At 37.6% G+C, this 16,580-nt stretch carries 16 protein-coding genes and 1 riboswitch; of the genes, 3 read left to right on the top strand and 13 right to left on the bottom strand.

All coding sequences use genetic code 11. The features are described from left to right. Positions 1–299 precede the first annotated feature (299 nt). Together nagA and ACONDI_RS12750 are read right to left on the bottom strand one after the other, a co-directional pair. Positions 300–1,442 carry an N-acetylglucosamine-6-phosphate deacetylase gene (gene nagA / locus ACONDI_RS12745; RefSeq protein WP_241078926.1) on the bottom strand — a complete coding sequence of 381 codons (1,143 nt, stop codon included), beginning with the start codon at positions 1,440–1,442 and terminating at the stop codon, positions 300–302. Between the two features lie 25 nt (positions 1,443–1,467). Continuing rightward, positions 1,468–2,412, bottom strand: coding sequence for an ROK family protein (locus ACONDI_RS12750; RefSeq protein ID WP_241078927.1), 945 nt, complete (start codon positions 2,410–2,412; stop codon positions 1,468–1,470). Positions 2,413–2,726: 314 nt separating this feature from the next. Between ACONDI_RS12750 and ACONDI_RS12755 the strand changes: the two genes are divergently transcribed. Continuing rightward, positions 2,727–3,086, top strand: coding sequence for a DUF2512 family protein (locus tag ACONDI_RS12755; RefSeq protein ID WP_241078928.1), 360 nt, complete (start codon positions 2,727–2,729; stop codon positions 3,084–3,086). Between the two features lie 71 nt (positions 3,087–3,157). Beyond that, positions 3,158–4,219, top strand: coding sequence for an NAD(P)-binding protein (locus tag ACONDI_RS12760; protein WP_241078929.1), 1,062 nt, complete (start codon positions 3,158–3,160; stop codon positions 4,217–4,219). Positions 4,220–4,282: 63 nt separating this feature from the next. Here the strand turns inward: ACONDI_RS12760 and ACONDI_RS15695 are convergent, their stop codons facing one another. The 6 genes from ACONDI_RS15695 to secA form a co-directional block, all read right to left on the bottom strand. Beyond that, positions 4,283–4,414 (bottom strand): hypothetical protein, encoded by a 132-nt coding sequence (locus ACONDI_RS15695; protein ID WP_277397776.1) that lies wholly within the window; start codon positions 4,412–4,414, stop codon positions 4,283–4,285. A gap of 160 nt (positions 4,415–4,574) precedes the next feature. Continuing rightward, entirely contained in the window at positions 4,575–5,519 is a 945-nt protein-coding gene (locus ACONDI_RS12765; protein ID WP_241078930.1) for a transketolase family protein, read from the bottom strand. 3 nt (positions 5,520–5,522) lie between these two features. Beyond that, entirely contained in the window at positions 5,523–6,377 is an 855-nt protein-coding gene (locus ACONDI_RS12770) for a transketolase (RefSeq protein ID WP_241078931.1), read from the bottom strand. Between the two features lie 72 nt (positions 6,378–6,449). Beyond that, positions 6,450–7,319, bottom strand: coding sequence for a YitT family protein (locus tag ACONDI_RS12775; RefSeq protein WP_241078932.1), 870 nt, complete (start codon positions 7,317–7,319; stop codon positions 6,450–6,452). Between the two features lie 90 nt (positions 7,320–7,409). Further along, positions 7,410–8,517 (bottom strand): peptide chain release factor 2 gene (gene prfB, locus ACONDI_RS12780; RefSeq protein ID WP_420848207.1). Its coding sequence is split into 2 segments (ribosomal slippage): positions 7,410–8,435 and positions 8,437–8,517, totalling 1,107 coding nucleotides; the frame shifts between segments, so codons are not numbered across the junction. A 19-nt stretch (positions 8,518–8,536) separates the two neighbouring features. Continuing rightward, positions 8,537–11,170 (bottom strand): preprotein translocase subunit SecA, encoded by a 2,634-nt coding sequence (gene secA, locus ACONDI_RS12785; protein ID WP_241078933.1) that lies wholly within the window; start codon positions 11,168–11,170, stop codon positions 8,537–8,539. A gap of 309 nt (positions 11,171–11,479) precedes the next feature. Between secA and ACONDI_RS12790 the strand changes: the two genes are divergently transcribed. Continuing rightward, positions 11,480–12,328: an MBL fold metallo-hydrolase gene (locus ACONDI_RS12790; protein WP_241078934.1), complete on the top strand. Its 849-nt coding sequence runs from the start codon at positions 11,480–11,482 to the stop codon at positions 12,326–12,328. Between the two features lie 144 nt (positions 12,329–12,472). On the opposite strand, the gene ACONDI_RS12795 is transcribed toward ACONDI_RS12790, so the two are convergent. The 5 genes from ACONDI_RS12795 to ACONDI_RS12815 all read right to left on the bottom strand — a co-directional run bounded on the left by ACONDI_RS12795 (position 12,473) and on the right by ACONDI_RS12815 (position 15,973). After that, positions 12,473–13,291 (bottom strand): hypothetical protein, encoded by an 819-nt coding sequence (locus ACONDI_RS12795; protein ID WP_241078935.1) that lies wholly within the window; start codon positions 13,289–13,291, stop codon positions 12,473–12,475. Positions 13,292–13,322: 31 nt separating this feature from the next. Continuing rightward, entirely contained in the window at positions 13,323–14,534 is a 1,212-nt protein-coding gene (locus ACONDI_RS12800) for a hypothetical protein (protein ID WP_241078936.1), read from the bottom strand. A gap of 79 nt (positions 14,535–14,613) precedes the next feature. Continuing rightward, on the bottom strand, positions 14,614–15,147 hold the full coding sequence (gene hpf / locus ACONDI_RS12805) for a ribosome hibernation-promoting factor, HPF/YfiA family (protein ID WP_241078937.1): 534 nt from the start codon (positions 15,145–15,147) through the stop codon (positions 14,614–14,616). Positions 15,148–15,331: 184 nt separating this feature from the next. Beyond that, positions 15,332–15,529: a cold shock domain-containing protein gene (locus tag ACONDI_RS12810; protein WP_241078938.1), complete on the bottom strand. Its 198-nt coding sequence runs from the start codon at positions 15,527–15,529 to the stop codon at positions 15,332–15,334. A 243-nt stretch (positions 15,530–15,772) separates the two neighbouring features. Further along, positions 15,773–15,973: a cold-shock protein gene (locus ACONDI_RS12815; RefSeq protein WP_241078939.1), complete on the bottom strand. Its 201-nt coding sequence runs from the start codon at positions 15,971–15,973 to the stop codon at positions 15,773–15,775. A gap of 337 nt (positions 15,974–16,310) precedes the next feature. Then, positions 16,311–16,495, top strand: a riboswitch (M-box (ykoK) riboswitch). Positions 16,496–16,580: the final 85 nt, after the last annotated feature.

Consider the following 16,580-nt stretch of genomic DNA (forward strand, 5'->3'; position numbering starts at 1 on the left):
TGTTTCGAGTGACCTGCCGGGCTCCAACACATTGTAGTTTGAGATACCGATATCAGTGACTACCAACCGCTACACCCGGTCCTAAGGCCAACACCTCACGCGTAGCGTCTTACCTTTCCGCCACCGCCATACTTTAAATTTTCAATATAATTATAACATATAAAAATCTGTCTTCCAATAGTAAATTGTCCAATTTTCCGGCCAATATTCAATAATTGGACCTGCCTCCTAGTTGAACCACAACTTGCGACCTATATAGCAATCTGAAAATAACAACCAATTATCCCATACTAATCGGGTTAAAAGCTTATATATTCACCGTTGTTTATAACTCCTCGTACATCTAATGAATTATTAAAAATCACTAAATCTGCCAGATACCCATCTTTCACCCTTCCCAAATCTTTGTCTTTGCCAATTATTTTAGCAGGATATGTCGAAGCCATCCTTAGCGCTTCTTCTAGTGAGATGCCTATATTGTTCACACAGTTTTTAACAGCCCCTGACATATCCAAAGCTGAACCAGCCAATCTTCCATTTTTGTCAGTGCATCTATAACCTTCACAGTTTATTTTTTGGTCTTCAAGGTAAAATTCATTAATATCACTGCCTACAGGAGGCATCGAGTCTGTGACTATTATAATTTTGTCCTTTTTCATTTGATAAGCAATTTTTAACGAGTTAAAATCTACATGGTATCCGTCAGGTATTATACTGCTCCATACTTTGTTATCAAGCAAAGAAGCACCAACCAAACCCGGCTCTCTAGAATGTAATTGCGACATAGCATTGAACAAATGACTCACCTTAGAAACTCCCATTTCAAAAGCTCTTTTTGCCTCTTTGAATGAACAGTTACTGTGACCTGCAGAAACTATTATGTCACTTTTCACCATCTCTTTTAATTGCTCTTCTTCAAAGATTTCAGGAGCTAAAGTGATTATTTTGATAACGTCTTGATTAAATTTAATAAGCTCTAACAGTTCTTCTGTCTTCGCCTTTTTAATATGACTGGCCAAATGAATACCCTTTTTTTCTTCATTTATATACGGTCCTTCAAGGTGCAGTCCAACTACACCAAGTTCTCCTGTCTTCATAGCCTCTCTTACAGTCTCTATCCCTCTTAGAATGTTATCTTTAGATGTACTTATAATGGTGGGAAGAAAGCTGGTCGTCCCATATCTCATATGAGCATCAAAAATCACTTTAAGGGATTTAACACTCAGATAATCATTAAATAATAATCCTCCTCCCCCATTTACCTGTAGATCAATAAAACCAGGCGAGACATTACAATGATTCAAATCAATCACTTTTAGGTCTTCTGGAATATTAGACTCATCAACTATAGAATGTATTATCTCGCCTGATATAATAATAGCTTTATTTTTTAAGACCTCATCACCAGTATATATCACTGCATTAACCAAAGCATAATCCATTTAGATCACTCAATTCTAATTCTATTTAGGAGCTTGCAAGAACAAGCGCTCCTCTAAGTCCCGTTTCTTCATAATAAGGAGATGGCTTTATTTGTATAGAACTATCGATATCAAAAGAAACATTCTCCCTAATTATATGCCGATATAATTCAAACATTTTATCCCCAGCTCTTGATAACCCGCCGCCTATAAATACTGTATTTATCCCGGTGCTAATAATCAGGTTATAGATAGCAGTGGCTATATAAGTACACGCTTCAGTCATAATCATATTTGCTAGACCATCGTCCATATACCATGCTTTTATGACTTCTTTAGCAGTAATTCTATAGGTCTCGTTATTTGCTAACTCCATAATAACTGATTTACTTCCCTTTTTAATATGGTATATGGCCTTATTTTTGATAGCTCCCCCAGAGGCAACGGCTTCTAGACATCCTCTAGCACCACAAGAGCATTTTGGCCCATTATGTATCACCTTCGTATGCCCTATCTCCCCTGAAAAATAATTGTCACCATAAAAAATATCATGGTTAATAACTATTCCCGCACCTATGCCGGTTCCAAGACTTATATACAAAAAATTTGGATATTTCTCCTCCGTATATTTTTTAATTGCCAAAGCTGCAGCATTTACATCATTGTCCATTATAACGCTACAGTCTAGATTTCTTTCTATATTGTTGACAAAATCCATTTTGGGGATATTAATATTTGGTGCTGTTACAGACCCTTTATTTTTAGGATTATAAATTCCAGGCAACCCTATCCCAACAGTAGCCAGGTCGTTTTTAGAGATATTACACTCTTTGGCAAACCAAACTAATTTATCAGGCAGATTATCGATAAAAGCTTCTAGCCGTGAATCAAACTTTGCCTGCCTTAGAATTTCTCCTTTATTATCTGCTATACACACTGCAGTTTTTGTTGCACCTATATCAACACCCATTACATATTCATTTCTGGTCATATTTAACCCTCTATTCTAATTCTATTCTAAAAATTGCAATTTTCTCTATACCATATATTATTCTTTCCAATCCCTAATTAACTAATTGGAATAAGATTTTTCATATATTTCAACCGCTGTAAAATTTACTTAACCACAGTTAATAGCTTCTAAATTATGTCATCAATTTCTCTCTTCTTAGTTTAGCAATGAAAATCCTCCGTTAAAGTGGCAAAAGCACCCTGCAGTAATCGGGAGTGATAAAATTTCAAATTCTCGGGAAAGATAATTCTAAGGAGTCCAAAAAATTCTAATTTAAACAGGAGGTGTTAATCATGGAAGCCACATTCAAATCGGTAGTAATCAAATTTATTATGACCCTTGCCATCTCCGGAATAGCCTTCGTTCTTTTGGAGGGCAACACCTGGGGATGGGTTTTCCTTCTAGGTGTAATAGCTACCATCGTTAACTACGTTGTTGGCGACTTAACAGTCCTGCCAAAGTACGGCAAGTTACCGTCAGCAATAGGTGACGGTATTTTGGCACTCATAGTTGCAGCTATCATTGGTGTTTTGACGCCAGAGTTTGCAATAAGTGCCGTATCCCTTATTCTTTATGCCATACTTATAGCAGCAGGTGAATACTTCTATCACCAGCACTTAATGGTTTCTGACAAAGTAGCACCCGGAGAATAACAATCAGTTAAGATCATCACAATTAAGATCATTAAATGTATCTATCTAATTAAGACGGGGAGGAATACATTATGAAAGTTGCAATTTTAGGGGCAGGCCTTTCAGGGCTTTCAGCAGCATTTATTTTAGAAAAGTACGGCATTAACCCAATTATTTTCGAAAAAAGAAACCAGGTTGGCGACAAAACTCCCAATGCTGAAATTCATTTATCGATTTTGACAAAGCCTATCAATGATTGCTTTGAATATTTTTACTACAAATTTGGCATAGAACTAAAACCGTTAAATAAGATAAAAAAACACACCTTTGTTTCAGAAAACAATCAAACAACAATCAAAGGAAACCTGGGCTGTACATTTCTTAAAGGAGACGAACCAGTTTCATTAGAAAATCAGCTAAAAAGAAAACTAAAAAGCCAAATAATTTATAATTCCTCCCCGTCATATAATGAGCTTTTAGATAATTTTAGCCATATAGTTTTAGCAACAGGCGAATCAGGTGTACCTGCCAAAATGTTTGGCTACTATGATAGTTTGTTCAGTTTAAATATGATAGGAGCAAATGTCCGGGGTAATTTCACAAAAGATAATATAATCGCCTGGCGTGACAAAAATATTTTCTCTAAAGGTTATGGCTTATTAACTCCTATCTCTAATACAAAAGCTTCATTAATGGCTTTTGTACCAGATTATTTAGAAAATGATCCAAGAACAATCCTTGAAATGTTTTATTATAAAGTTTGTAACACTTTGGGCCAGAGCATAGAAATAGAAGAAAAGTTTGATGAAATAAGAGAGCTAACCAACTTAAGCCCTTTTTCAAAAGTAGATAATACTTACCTGGTAGGTAACTGCCTTGGAACTACCCTACCTATACCTGGTTTTGACATATTCAAAGCAATACTTACAGGTGCATTTTCGGCTTATGACATAGCTAATAAAGCAGATTATGAAAAATCATTACAGCCCCTTAGAAAAAAAGTAATCAATCTAAATAACATGAAAAAAACTATGGAAAATATTAGAGACGACCAATTTGATATGCTAGTTAGCGCACTAAAGCTAGCTCCTGTAAGGTCAATATTTCACACAAAAAAAGATATTCTAAGCATTGCAGGCCAATTAATGGACTAATTTATTAATTAACGTTAATGGACCAAAGGCCAAAAAGCCAAAAGCCTATTGGCCGGCTTTTGGCTACTTATCTCCCTCATCTGCCTCATTTTCTTCTAACTCTTTTTTGTATGTTTTGTCCTTAATATAATCAAAAACAAAAAATAGGGCAAAAAGTATTACTGCGAGCCAAATCCAGGCTCGGTCAATTGGCATCGGTCATACCCCCGAAGGTGTCCTCATAAAATCCAAAAAATACCTTGCAAAGTTTCCAATAAAAATCGCAAATGCTAGAACTAAGCTGATATTGCTCAGATATTTCCATATTTTCGAATTCATCTAACACCACTCTCCAAAATTGCACCAGAATCTTAATTTAATCTGCTTTTAAGCCAATGGCTTCTTTAACCTTTTTTTCAATGTCCTGTGAAGTAAGGCCATACTTTTTAAGCAGTTCTTCTCCTGTGCCAGATTCCCCAAAGGTATCGTTAACTCCTACTTTTTTGATAGGCACAGGGTGATTTTCGCTAAGACATTCTGCAACAGCACCACCAAGACCTCCAATTATACTGTGTTCTTCACAGGTAACAACAGCCCCCGTCTTTTTAGCTGATTCTAATATTAGTTTTTCATCAACAGGTTTAATTGTATGTAGATCTATAACATCACAGGATACTCCTTCACCAGATAATTTTTCTGAAGCTTCTAAAGCTGGAGCTACCTGATGTCCACAGGCAATTATGGTTATATCATTTCCTTCTTTAAGAAGTTTAGCTTTTCCGATCTGAATATCGTCATTGTCATCATATATTACAGGCACCCCTGGTCTTCCAAGCCTTATATAATATGGGCCGTGTTCTTTTGCAGCCAATTTGATAAGCTTTTTCGTGGATATGGCATCTGATGGACAAATAACTGTCATATTAGGAAGAGCTCTCATTAGAGCTATGTCTTCAAGCATTTGGTGGGATGCTCCGTCTTCTCCTACTGTAATACCTGAATGGGTCGCTGCTATCTTGACGTTTTGACGGGGATAGCATATCGAATTTCGTATCTGATCATACGCTCTTCCTGCTGCAAAAACAGCAAAAGTACTTGCAAAGGCGGTTTTGCCGCTGGCTGCAAGCCCCGCAGCAGTACCCATCATATCAGCTTCACTTACACCCATATTAAAAAATCTACCCGGATATGTCTTAGCAAAGTCTGCTGTTTTGGTTGATTTTGAAAGATCTGCATCCAACACCACTATATCTTCATGTTTTTCACCTAGCTCTAATAATACCTCACCGTATGCTTTTCTAGTAGCGATTTTTTCTGTCATCTTTTATCTTCCCTCCTTCAAAACATCAAAAGCAGCATCTATTTCCTTTAATGCTTTTTCTAACTCTTCATCAGAAGGTCCTTTGCCGTGCCAGTCAGCGTTATTCTCCATGAAAGAGACACCTTTACCTTTAACAGTCCTTGCTACGATCATAGTTGGTCTCTTTTCTTCTCTATCCGCCATATTTAGAGCTGAATCAATTTCAGAGACATCATGCCCGTCTATTTCCATAGCATGCCAGCCAAAGGCCCGCCATTTTTCAGCCAAAGGAGCAGGATCTTTTACATCTTCGACTTTGCCATCAATTTGAAGCCCATTATAATCAACAATACCAACAAGATTATCTAACTTGTAATGCGAAGCAGTCATAGCCGCTTCCCATATCTGTCCTTCCTGAACTTCACCGTCACCAAGGATTGCTACAACCTTTAGATCCCTGTCATCTAGCTTCGCCGATATAGCCATACCATTTGCAGCAGATAGGCCCTGACCAAGTGACCCTGTTGTCATCTCAACACCAGGAGTCTTTGTCATATCAGGATGACCCTGAAGGATTGAATCAATTTTTCTCAAGGTATCTAGCTCTTTTTTGTCAAAAAAACCTTTTAGGCCAAGGGCTGCATAAATTGCTGGCGCTGCATGGCCTTTACTTAAGACCAGCCTATCTCTGTCAGGATTTTCTGGATTACTAGGGTTTACTCGCAGATATTTAAAATACAGCACAGCCATTAACTCAGCAAGGGAAAGAGACCCCCCAGTATGGCCTGACCCCGCTTTATTCAGCATTTTAAGTATCTCTTTTCTGATTTCAAGCGCTTTTTCTTTAAGCATAGGGACTTTCTCTTCAATGCCTTCCATTTAGTTAGCACCTCCTGATTTTTAGCGAAAATTTTCATTTTTTAAGATTGTGTTTTTCTCAGGTTGTGTTTTCTAGATATCTTCGTAAGAGAACTTCCTAAATCCTTCTCCGAGTACCTCATTAGCTTCGGAAACTATCACAAAAGCATCAGGATCGATATTATGAACCAGGTATTTAAGCTTTGATAGCTCCAATTTGTTAAAGACTACCAGGATAACTTCCCTTGTCTCTCCGGTGTAGGCTCCTCTGCCGTCAAGGGCAGTTACACCTCTAGACATTTGTCGCATTATTTCCCGGGAAATTTGTTTAGATTTATCGGAAATAATAAAAGCAGCTTTTGCCTGTGAAATACCCTGTTGCACAAGGTCTATAAACCATGATATCACAAAAAGGCCTATAAGAGCATACAGGGCTGTCTCAAAATCAAATAAATACGCTGCTGCTGCAATTATAAAAAAGTCAACTCCCATCATGCCCTGACCGGTTGTAAGACCTGTAAATTTGTTTAATAGCTGGGCAGCTATTGCAGTCCCTCCTGAAGTACCTCTAAAGCGAAATACTATTCCTAGCCCTGTACCAACTATTATACCACCATACAGCGCTGCCAAAAAATTGTCTCCAGTTGGCTGAGGTGCAATAGAAGTTATTTCGACAAAAAAAGAAAGGGACAGAGTCCCCACAAGCGTCCTAAGCCCAAATTTTGCACCTAAAAACTTCACTCCGGCAATAAAAAGCGGTACATTCACCAGTATTATTCCCAAACTAACAGGTATCGAAAACAAGTACAACAAAATTATTGCCACTCCGGTTGCTCCTCCGGCAGCAAGCTGATTGGGGATCAAAAACATGTTTAACCCGAAGGAGACAATTAAACTGCCTGTTATTACTCCTATTAAATCTATTATAAGTCTTTTTAATTCTTTGACATCTGTCCTTATCATTTCCCTTTTTCCTCTCCCTTATATCTCTTTCTTACTTGTATTAACTATTGATTTTGGTGCAAAAAGTCATATGAACAAAGTTTTGTTCGATCACGTTTTCATTTCCTGTTTAAGGTATGACTCGATGAAAGGCTCTAGATCACCATCCATAACCTTGTCTACATTTGGTTCTTCATATCCTGTTCTATGGTCTTTTATCAGCTTAAAAGGATGAAAAGTGTAAGATCTTATCTGACTTCCCCAGGCGATTTCCTTTTTTTCGCCCCTTAGCTGTTCTCTTTCTTTTTCTTTCTCTTCAAGCTGCTTTGCCGCGAGCTTACTTCTTAGGATTTTAAATGCCTGCTCTTTATTTTTGTGCTGAGACCTTTGATTTTGACACTGAACCACAGTCCCTGTAGGAAGGTGAGTAAGCCTCACAGCAGAGTCTGTAGTGTTAACATGCTGTCCACCTGCACCACTTGCCCTGTAGGTATCCATCTTAACTTCATCTGGTTTTACCTCTACTTCGATATCATCATCTATTTCGGGAACCACATCCACAGAAGCAAAAGAAGTATGCCTTCTCCCTGAAGAATCAAAAGGCGATACCCTAACAAGCCTGTGAACACCTCTCTCAGCCTTTAGATAACCATATGCGTACTGCCCTTTTAGTAGGATTGTCGCACTCTTAATCCCTGCATCATCCCCCGGCAAAATATCCATTGTTTCAATTTCATAACCTTTATGCTCTGCAAAGCGGGTATACATACGAAGAAGCATCTCCACCCAGTCCTGACTCTCCGTACCACCCGCTCCTGCATGAAGTGTCAAGAAAGCATTTTTTGTATCATGCTTTTCTGAGAGCATATTTTTAATGGTTAGTTTTTCTAGATCTTTTTCAAAACTTTTTAGAGAGTTAATAACTTCATCAAAATCTGCTTCACCTTCGTCTATCAGTTCTAATAAAACTAGAATTTCATCCTTTTGTTCATCTAGATTTTCTAACTCTTTAACTTTTTCCTTAAGCCTGTTTCTTTCTTCCATTGCGTTTTTGGCCCTTTGCTGATCATCCCAAAATCCCTCTTCAGTCATCTCTTTTTCAAGTTCTTCTATTCTTTTGTTCATACTGTCAGGGTCAAAGATAGACCCTCATTTCATCAAGTTCCTCACACAGTCCGTTTAGCTTAGTTTTCACTTCGCCAATATTTTCAACATCCATTAATTTTCCCCGCCTTTCTTTAAGCCGGTTTTCCACAGCATTTTTTGTATTTTTTGTTGCTGCCACATGGGCAGGGCTCATTTCGCCCAACTTTTTTGCCCCTTCTTATTGGTTGTGTTTTCGTCTGCTGCTGATTCTGTGCTTGTGCTGTGCCAGATCCTCCCGTGGCTCCAGAAGCACCTGAAGCCGCTGCGCCACTTGCAGACACACCGTGCTGGGCTTCTCCCGCTGAAGATGTTCCTTCAACGCTTGCAACTTTTCTACGTTCTGGTTTTTCTTTAAGCTGTACTCTTTGCAGCAGTCGTACAACTTCTTCTCGAATAGAAGCGACCATATTTTGAAAGGCTTCATAACCTTCATATTTGTATTCCATAAGAGGATCTTTTTGGCCATATGCTCTAAGGCCTATACCTTCACGAAGATCATCCATAGCATCTAGGTGATCCATCCACTTGGAGTCAACTGTACGAAGAATTACAAGCTTCTCAAGGTCTCTCATGGTATCTTCGCCAAGTTCCTCTTCTCTTTGACTATAGTGCTCTAAGGCTAGCTTCATAAAATAATCTTTTAGAGCTTTTTGGGCTTCTCCTGGCTCTAACTCTTCTGTTATTTCTTTTATCTCGTCAAAGCTTCCCTGCTCTTTGACCAAAAAGCTCTGTCTTGCAAAATTAAGAAGAGACTCAAGATCCCACTCTTCGGGATAAACTTCTTCTGAAGCATAGCGCTCTATTACATCATCAATTACATCACTAAACATGTCTGTTACTATTTCTTTAAGACCCTCTCCTCTAAGCACCTTGCGGCGCTGTTCGTAGATTACTTTTCTTTGCTTATCCATAACGTCATCGAATTGAAGGAGCTGTTTTCTAATATTGAAGTTTCTACCTTCGACTTTTTTCTGAGCATTTTCTATAGCTCTAGAGATCATAGGATGATCTATTACATAATCATCGTCCATCCCAACTTTTTCCATTATGTCTCCGATATTTTCTGAACCAAATAATCTCATTAGATCGTCTTCAAAGGAAACATAAAATCTGCTAGAACCCGGATCTCCCTGACGGCCTGAACGACCTCTAAGCTGATTATCAACCCTTCTGCTTTCATGGCGCTCAGTACCGATAACATGAAGGCCACCAAGATCTGCCACGCCTTCTTCTAAGACGATATCAGTACCCCTGCCTGCCATATTAGTAGCTATGGTTACTGCACCTTTCTCACCAGCTTTTTTGATAATGTCCGCTTCTTTGTCGTGGTGCTTAGCATTAAGAACCTGATGAGGCACCCCTCGTTTATTTAGCATCTTAGATAGGCGCTCAGATTTTTCGATAGATACAGTACCGACAAGAACAGGCTGACCTACTTCGTAGCACTCTACTATATCCTCAACAACTTCAGTAAATTTAGCTTCTTCAGTTTTGAACACCTTATCCGGCAACGCTTCCCTAACCAGGGGCTTATTTGTTGGTACAACCACTACATCCATACTATAAATTTCTCTAAATTCATCTTCTTCAGTAGCTGCAGTGCCTGTCATACCGGATATTTTATTATACATCCTAAAAAAGTTCTGGAAAGTTATACTGGCAAGGGTTTGGCTTTCTTTATCTATAGGAACGTTTTCCTTCGCCTCAATAGCCTGATGAAGACCATCGCTATAACGCCTACCATGCATCATCCTACCGGTGAACTGATCAACTATTACAACCTGTCCGTCCTGCACTACATAATCCTCATCTTTTTTCATCAGGACTTGGGCTTTTAGGGCCTGGTTCAGATGATGAGATAGCTCCATGTTTGAGTTATCAAATAGGTTTTCCACTCCAAGGAATTTTTCCGCCTTTTCTACTCCCTGCTCTGTTAACATAACACTGTGGGCTTTTTCATCAACTGTATAGTCTTCTTCGTTTTTTAACGAAGGTACAAAGCGCGCCATCTTGGTGTAGAGTTCTTTTGGTTTTTCTGATGAACCAGAAATGATAAGGGGTGTTCTTGCTTCATCAATTAGGATACTGTCGACCTCATCGATTATTGCAAAGTTTAGATCTCTTTGGACTAAATTTTTCTCATATAGAGCCATGTTATCTCTTAAATAATCAAATCCAAATTCGTTGTTTGTTCCATAAGTTATATCACAGTTGTAAGCTTCTTTTCTCTCGGCTGAACTCAACTCATTGGTTATAACACCAACTTCAAGACCAAGATACTCGTATACTTCTCCCATCCAATCAGCGTCCCTAGAAGCAAGGTAATCATTAACTGTAATGACATGGACACCTTTTTCTTCTAGAGCATTTAGGTAAGCTGGCAAAGTTGCAACAAGGGTTTTACCTTCACCTGTTTTCATCTCTGCAATTCTACCCTGGTGAAGGACAACTCCACCCATAAGCTGTACGTCAAAATGACGCATACCAAGGGTACGTCTACTTGCTTCTCTTACCACTGCAAAAGCTTCGCACAAAATATCATCCAGGGTTTCTCCATTTTTAAGCCTGTTTTTAAATTCTGGTGTTTTAGCTTTTAATTTATCATCTGAAAGTTTTTCTATTTCTGGCTCTAGTGAATTTATTTGATCAACGTATTTGCTAAGCTTTTTTACCTCTTTTTCGTTAGGGTCACCAATAATTTTATAAATAAAATCTTTTAGGGCCATTTGACCACATTCCTCCTTATATAAAAAACTTGTATATCTAGCCCTTTATAACTGTCTTTAACTCAATAATTATACATCCAATCAACTGTATAATCAATGCTAATTGTAACACTTTGATGAAAGCAAAACAAGGTTCATTACAAACGCTTCGCTTGTTGATGTAACAAGTAAAAATTTGCGCTAATTCGACTGATTGTTTGCAATTGTCTAAATTTTTAAAATTATTTTGCCCTGTTAGGCAGGAAAGATACTGATAATTAAAGAATAGATCAACAGATACATTAATCCAGGGAGGAGGACATTTTAATTATGGAAGAGCTTCATGTAGGCAATATTAGGTTTTATTGGTTAAAAGAAGGCCTAACCCGTATAGATGGCGGTGCTATGTTTGGAGTAGTACCAAAGGCTATCTGGAGTTCAAGATATCCATTCGATGGCAAAAACCGCATCCCCCTTCGCTGCGATCCCATCCTGGTCCAAAACCGGGGCAAAAACATACTTATCGAAGCTGGGGTAGGCACGGGTAATTTTAACGAAAAACAACAAAAAATATTTGGCCTCATAGAAGACGACCGCATTGATAATTCTTTATATGCCCTTGGCCTAGATAGAGAAGATATAGATATGGTCGCAGTAACCCACATGCATTTTGATCATATATCAGGTATAAGCCGCTATGACGGTGAAGAAATTATACCTTCTTTCCCTAATGCCGAGGTTTATGTGTCAGAACTAGAATGGGAAGAGGTAAAAAATCCAGGCAAACGCTCAAGAAATATTTACTGGAAAAAGACCTGGGAACCAATTCAAGATCAGGTAAAAACTTTTAAAGATGAAATAGAGCTCACTCCAGATATGAAGATGATTCACACAGGAGGTCACTGTCAGGGCCATTCGATAATAACTTTTGAAAGCCAGGGAGAAAAAGCAATACATTTTGGCGACTTAATGCCAACCCATGCTCACAAAAACCCACTATGGGTGCTTGCTTTTGATGATTATCCGATGGATTCTATCACAGCAAAAGAAAAGTGGGGAAAACTAGCCATGGAAGAAAACTGGTGGGTGATATTCTATCATGACACCATCTTGAGAGCTGCAAGATTTGACACTGATGGAGAGTTGATGGAAAAGATTGAAATGATAGAAGAAGAGTAACTAAGGTTAAAAACATAAGTATGGTTATAAGCGGATGCCTGCTACCATAAGCGAGCTTTTAATTTGCAAGATTTTTAGCAAATTCTTGCGAGACGTTGGTAACAGGCATCCGCTTTCCAATGAACTATAACATAAGCCTAAATTCTATAAATCTTTAATCAAGTAACATGGACTATCACAATCAGAACATGAAATCTTTTTTACTTCTAAAGAAGGTTCTTTTTTAATTTCTTTAATCAAAGATATGCTTTTTTCTACCTGATTTCTTTCACCTTCAAGTAAGAAGCCACAAGCACCTTCACTTCCTTCAACCCCACCAGAAGAAACATGATAAGCATTAACACCTGTTAGCACGCCAAAAGCTTCTATCTCTGATACAACAGTGCTAGATGGTATACAAATCATACCGCATTTTTTCCCAATATTATAGTCTAGTTCTCTTGTACCAACTTTGTCTGCAACCAAGGGGACTGATGGGATAAGTTTTTCCATACCTACTGGGTTTATCATATTAATTCCCCTGGCAGCAAGAAAAGGATAGACACTTATAGTTCCTCCTGTATCTTCATTTGCCATGTAAATGCCTATGTTATTTTCATTATCAACAGCATTTGCACCCTTAATAAACACATCGTCTTTGCCAAACTCTTTTATCGTTTCAAACATATCCATAACATGAGCAGCCTGTCCATTTTTGTCGATTAACACCGGAGTTAGTCTATTTTCTTTTGCATTAATGCACTGAACTCCTTCAGTAATCATACCTGCTATAAACTTTTCTCTCTCTTTTAGGGGGGCTCCTGTAATCTCTTCTAATACATAGATATTAGTTGTTCCAAGGGAAATTAATACTTTATTGTTTTCAAGAACATTTCTATCTTCCAAGATCTTTTTTACACCTTTTGCAATAAGCCTTTTTGATTCATGAGGTAAAAGGGTTAATAACGCCTTTTTGTAATCCATGTTCTACCATCTCCTTTCCTTTCTTTCCTTATTACTGTTTTAAATTTGAATTGGTGCAAAAAGTTAATTCTTCAACAAGGCAGTATATCCCCCCTGATATCAAAGAATGTCCTCCCAATATAACAGGGACTTTTGCCTCTATTGCCCTTTTGGTAAATTCCCTGACAAAATCGTTTTTAATTTTGTCCGGCATAAATAAATCAGAGTAAAACCTATCAGATGTTCTCTCCCCTGCGTCAAAATGATGGAAAATCACCCTAGAATCAATAATCGCTGCCTTGCCAAGAGATTCCAAGTAAGAAAAAAACCTATCAATCCCTACATCTTTTATAAAATATCCAAGAAGAGAGCTAACTTCTTTTCTACCCACTCGTCCCATGGCCTTCATACCTCTTTCTTCAGAGAAAACCCTAAGCCTAACCTTGATGTTTTCGTTAATATTATTGACAGTAACACCCGATATGCGACCTATCAGCACCACATCTTCATAGTAGCCAGCAAGTACTTCTTTTATCTTTTTGAACCGCTCCATACCTTCGTTTATCATCTCTTTTTCATATGGTTCGAGATTAGCAATTATATTTTTTATTTTATCACCAGTTCTAGGATTATCCAAAAGAAAAAATAACTCAGTAGGAGTATCTATATCAAATAAAATCCCAGCAGAAAAAGGCATCAGTTCAAAGTTTAAGCCTACATCATATCGAAGCCCCATAACCAGGGCGTTATCTGAATCTGGGGGTTCTAACTCATTAATCGAAGATGCGGGGGTAAATCCTACTATATCTCCCGATTGTGGGTTATTTGAATACAGCAGGGAGCTTTCTTTATTTTTTGCAGACACCAACTTTTTTGCAATATTAGAGATCTCATATTTACCTAAAAAAGGGGTTGAGCCTCCACCTAATATCAAAACATTTTCTAGTTCTTTTTCATTAATAATATGTTTTAAAGTTTCTCCATAGTGAAATGAACTCTTTAGCGAGCCGCTTGAAGAACCTTCTGGTGAAATTTTTGTATTAACTAAAAAAAGGCCCTTATTGTACTCTTCTTTTTTATGTACAAAATCAATTAATTCATCATAATCTGTTATCAGGGTAACACTATTAATCTCTTTTATATCCAAAAGTAGCTGAACCTGGCTTTTTGCTGTTTCAAGTCTTATCTTTAGCATTAACTCTTCAGGCCAAGAGCCCGGTCTTTCTCCACCCTCAAAAACAAGTGCATCTACAGGACAGTTCAATCAAAGTCACCCCCACCATCTTTTTCATTATCTTATTTAATCTTATTTAAAAAGCAGGCCCAAAACAGGCCTGCTTTTGTTAAAATTCCGGTTCTATTTGACCGTAATTTCCGTCTTTTCTTTTGTAAACTACATTAACTTCTTCAGTCTCAGCATTCATAAAAACAAAAAAGTCATGACCCAACAGATCCATCTGCATCACAGCTTCCTCAGCATCCATAGGTTTCATAGCAAAGCGCTTTGTCCTAACAATCTTTGGATATTCGTCTTCTTCTAGTTCCTCAGGAATACCTTCAGCTAATGCTTTGTGCCCACCCTGACGAAGCTTTCTATTTATCCTGGTCTTATACTTTTTCACTTGACGCTCAAGTTTATCTAATACACTGTCTATCGAGGCGTACATATCTCCTGTACCGTCTTCTGCCCTAAGTATTATCCCGCCGTTAAGAAAAACTGTCACTTCAACAATGTGGGTGTCTTTCACCACACTCATAGTTACCTGTGCTTCCACAGACTTGTTAAAATACCTGTCTAACTTACTAAGTCTTTTGTCAGCGTGCTCTTTCAAAGCATTTGTTACGTCAATGTTTTTGCCAACAATATTTAGTTCCATGTAATCACTCCTCTCTGGAGTCTTCTTTATACTGTATTATATTCACTATTAAGAAAAAAAATCCTGCAATACCAAACAAGATTAGATAAAATAAAATAAGATAAGATAAAAACATAAAAAACCCCCAAAACCGTTCGCCGTTTTGGGGGAGGTTTCGTTGTTAATATTATCTTAGAAAAAAGTTTTAAGCTTTAACAACGTTAGCCGCTTGAGGACCTTTTTCGCCCTCTACAATCTCAAACTCAACTTCCTGACCTTCCTCAAGAGTCTTAAACCCATCTTCCTGAATAGCACTGAAATGTACAAAAACATCGTCGCCGTCTTCTCTCTCAATAAAACCGTAGCCTTTTTCGGGGCTAAACCACTTAACCTTTCCTTTCATCTTACACATTACCTCCTAAAATTATGTTCCAAGCTCTCTATATATAGCTTGCCTTATTATTATACCTCATTATAGAAATATTATCAAATTAATTTTACACTAACTTACACTAACCTACACTAACTTACACTAACTTAATTTAAATATATAAAAACCCCAGAACTTCTCAAAAGTCCTGGGGTAAATTTCATACTTTGATTTTCATGTTGTGCTATATAAAACCGTTGTCGGTTTATGACCGGCTTATAGCTTTACAACATTAGAAGCCTGTGGGCCACGCTCAGCCTCTACAACTTCAAACTCTACCTTTTGACCATCTTCTAATGTCTTGAATCCTTCTTCCTCGATGGCACTAAAATGTACGAATACATCTCCTCCTGCTTCTCTTTCGATAAAACCGTAACCTTTTTGTGGGCTGAACCACTTAACTGTACCTTGTTCCATTTAACTTAATACCTCCTAAATTCATATGTTCTTTTGCATGATTTTTAACATGCTATGATTATGTTATCAGGGAAAAATAACCCTGTCAAGAATTACAAACGTTATTTTACCCCAATTTCAGGGTAAATATTCATTTAGAGAGCTTATCCTCTTTTTTTTTATCATATATAGCTTGTTATTATCAAAACATGATAATAGCTAAGATAATTAATGATTAAAAAGCAGATATATTGCAATTATAAAACCAAAACTTTGTTTATATAATACTGATGCATTTTACCGATCATTATTGACACTTAATTTGTTTTAGTGATAGAATTAAACTCAGTGAAAAGATAATAATACTCGTTAGGTGAGGCTCCTAGATGAACATAGGCTGCTGCCCAAAAACGTCGAGAGACGCCAATGGGTAAAACAGGCACGGCCGGCTTAAGGCCTGTCTAAAGCAGCTGACCCTTAACTACTCTTACTGTCAATTGGTCTACGTCATCTAGTGCCAAAGCTTATACGAGGGGTATAACTGCTTTAATTAATGTCAAATTGATAGTTAAATTAGTTAATTAATTGATATGATTATCAATTAATTGTTAGCGCTTTGATTAGCGTT

It is taken from the genome of Natranaerofaba carboxydovora (assembly GCF_022539405.1).
Taxonomy (GTDB): Bacteria; Bacillota; Natranaerobiia; order Natranaerobiales; family Natranaerofabaceae; genus Natranaerofaba; species Natranaerofaba carboxydovora.